Raw genomic sequence first — 3423 nt, forward strand, 5'->3', positions numbered from 1 at the left:
CCCGGAGGCGGCCCGACGGGGCGCCAGGCCAGTTCGTACGGCGCGGCATCGGCGTAGGGACCACCGGAGGACTCGGCGGGGGCGGGCAGGGGGCGCGAGGTGAGCGTGCCGACGACCGCGACGGAACGTCCGGTGAGGTCGGTGATCCGGACGGTGGCACCGGCCCCGAAACCGACACCCCGACCGCCCTCGTGAGCGTGACCGGCGGCGAGACCGTCTGCGTGGGCGAGACCGGGTGCGTGTCCGTAGCCGTCGGCGAGACCGGGTGCGTATCCATCACCCTCGGCGAGACCGCGTGCGTGGGCGGGAGCGTCGCTGTCGCCGGGGCCCGCGTCAACCGGGGTGATCCGGGCCCGCAGCCGTCCGGTCGCCGTGCCCGGCACGCTGACGTCGTGGAAGGTCGCGCCGCACCACGTGTCGTCCCCCTCCGCCCCAGTCAGCCGCAGGGCGTGCAGCACCCCCTCCAGCAACGCCGGGTGCAGACCGAAGGCGTCGACGGCCGTACCGTCGGCGTCCGGTGCCACCAGTTCGGCCCAGAGCTCGCCGCCGCACCGCCACACCGCGCGCAGTGCGGCGAGACCGGGCCCGTACGTGACCTCGGCCCCCGCGCCGTACCCGTCGGTGACCGGGTCCACCTCGACCGGCTCGGCGCCCCTCGGCGGCCACTCCCCCACCTCACCGGTGCCGACCGCCACGGCCGACGGGATCGCGGGAGCCAGAGTGCCTTCCGCGTACCGGACCCAGCCGGTGTCTCCGCCCTCCGGGCGGGCGTGCACGGTCACGGGGCGGTGGCCGTGCACGCCGTTCTGCGGGCCGACCGTGACCTGTACCTCCAGCGCGCCCCGCGCCGGCAGCACCAGCGGCTGCGTGGGCCGGAGTTCGGCGACCTGCCCGGAGCCGGTCTCACGCGCGGCGGTGACGGCGAGGTCCAGCAGGACCGGGTCCGGGACGACCACCCTGCCGTCGACCACGCGGTCGGCGAGCCAGGGATGGGCGGCCGGGGAGAGCCTGCCGGTCAGCGAGGTGTGCCCGGCGTCGGCGAGGGTGAGGGCACAGGAGAGCAGCGGGTGGCCGAGCGGCGTCGTACCGGGCGGGGCGGGAGCCTGCGCGGCCGTGGGGGCGAGCCAGTAGCGGCGGCGCTGGAAGGCGTACGTCGGCAGGGCCTCGCACGGGGCGGGCGGGTGCCCCTCGAAGACCGCCGACCAGTCAGGGGTCCGCCCTGTCACGTGCAGCCGGGCAACGGCGACCGCAGCGCTCAGCGGCTCCGGCCGGCCTCGGCGCAGCAGCGGCACGACGAGCGCGTCGGCCCGCCCCGCGGAGGTACGGCTCCCTGCGGGCCGGTCCACGGAGGTACGGGCCCCTGCGGGCCGCTCCACGGCGACCTGGGTCTCTCCGTGCCGCTCCGCCGCGCCGGAATCCTCACCGCCCTCCGCCAGGCACTCCCGCACCATGGCGCTGAGCACGGCGTCCGGCCCCAGTTCGACGTACCGCGTCGTTCCCAGGGCCCGCAGCCGGCGTACGCCGTCGTGGAAGCGGACCGTCTCGCGCGCGTGGCGGACCCAGTAGCGGGGCGAGCACAGCTCCTCGTGCGACGCGGGCTCTCCCGTGACGTCGCTGATCACGGAGAGGGCGGGCGGGTGGTACGTGACCGAGCGGGCCACTTCGTCGAAGTCGGCGAGCATCGCGTCCATGTGGGGCGAGTGGAACGCGTGGGAGACACGCAGTACACGGGTACGGCGGCCCCGGCGCTCCCAGTCGCGCGCCGTACGCGCCACGGCCTCGGTGTCGCCGGAGATCACCACGGCGGTCGGGCCGTTGACGGCGGCGAGAGCGAGCTCGTGGCCACGCCCGGCGAGACCTGGCAGCATCTCCGCCTCGGTGGCCTCCACGGCAGCCATGGCGCCCGTCCCCGGCAGCGCCTGCATCAGCCGGCCGCGAGCCGCGACGAGCCGGCAGGCGTCGGGCAACGACAGCACCCCGGCCGCATGGGCAACGGCGAGCCCGCCGACCGAGTGCCCGAGCAGATGGTCGGGGGTGATCCCCCAGTGCTCCAACTGCCGGAAGAGAGCCACTTCGAGGGCGAACAGGGCGGGTTGGGCGTACTCCGTGCGGTCGAGCAGTCCGCTCTCGTCGGCCAGCACCTCCGCCAGGGGCCGCGCGAGATGCGCGTCGAGGTGTGCCGCCACCTCGTCGACGGCGTGCCGGAACACCGGCTGGGCTGCGGCCAACTCCCGCCCCATGCGGGCCCGTTGGCTGCCCTGGCCGGTGAAGAGGAACGCGGTCCGTCCCTCGGCCACCGTCCCCCGGAACACCGACGGGGAGTCGGCCCCGGCAGCCACGGCGTCCAGGCCCGCCGACGCCTCCTCCCGGTCGGCGGCCACGACAGCGGCCCGGTACGGCAACGCGGCACGTGTCACCGCCAACGCGTGTCCGAGCGCGCCCACACCGACCTCCGCCGGCGCCTCGGCGAGCCGCGCCCGCAACCGCCCGGCCTGCGCCCGCAAGGCGTCCTCGGTCGCGGCCGACAGGACGAGAGGGAGCGGCGTGGGGACGGTCAGGGGCGCCACGCGGGACGACTCGTACCCAGTACCGGCACTGGCACCGGCACTGGCACTGGCACTGGCACTGGCACTGGCACTGGCACTGGCACTGGCACTGGCACTGGCACTGGCAAGGGTTGCGGCCCCGGCCCCGGCGGGCGTCTCCTCCCCCTGCTCCAGGACGACATGCGCGTTCGTCCCGCTGATCCCGAACGACGACACGCCCGCCCGCCTCGGACGGCCGGTCTCCGGCCACGGCTGGGATTCCGTCAGCAGTTCCACCGAGCCCGCCGACCAGTCGACGGCGGGCGACAGCTGGTCCACATGGAGGGTGCGCGGCAGCACCCCGTGTCGCAGCGCCAGCACCGTCTTGATGACACCGGCCACCCCGGCGGCGGCCTGGGCATGGCCGATGTTCGACTTCAAGGACCCGATCCGCAGCGGCCGTTCACGATTCTGCCCGTACGCGGCGAGCAGCGCGTGGGCCTCGATCGGGTCGCCGAGCCGGGTGCCCGTCCCGTGGGCCTCCACGGCGTCCACGTCGGACGGCGTCAGCCCGGCGTTCGCCAGCGCGTCACGGATCACTCGTTGCTGGGCGGGCCCGTTGGGCGCGGTGAGTCCGTTGGACGCCCCGTCCTGGTTGACGGCCGAACCCCGCAGTACGGCGAGGACGCGGTGGCCGTCTCGGCGGGCGTCGGAGAGCCGTTCGACGACGAGGACGCCGACGCCTTCCGACCAGCCGGTGCCGTCGGCGTCGTCGGAGAACGCCTTGCAGCGGCCGTCGGGCGCGAGGCCGCCCTGAAGGCTGAACTCGACGAAGGCGCCCGGGTCCGCCATGACGGTGACGCCGCCCACTAGACTAGGCAGAAAACCTTAATCAGCC

General features: G+C 75.2%; 1 protein-coding gene. It reads right to left on the minus strand.

What is annotated here, in order from left to right:
• A partial coding sequence (locus tag P1P70_RS42260) for a type I polyketide synthase (protein ID WP_319247463.1) occupies positions 1–3395 on the minus strand: 3395 nt, incomplete at its 3' end.
• Between the last annotated feature and the right edge of the window lie 28 nt (positions 3396–3423).

This window comes from Streptomyces sp. MB09-02B, from assembly GCF_033794485.1.
Classification (GTDB): Bacteria; Actinomycetota; Actinomycetes; order Streptomycetales; family Streptomycetaceae; genus Streptomyces.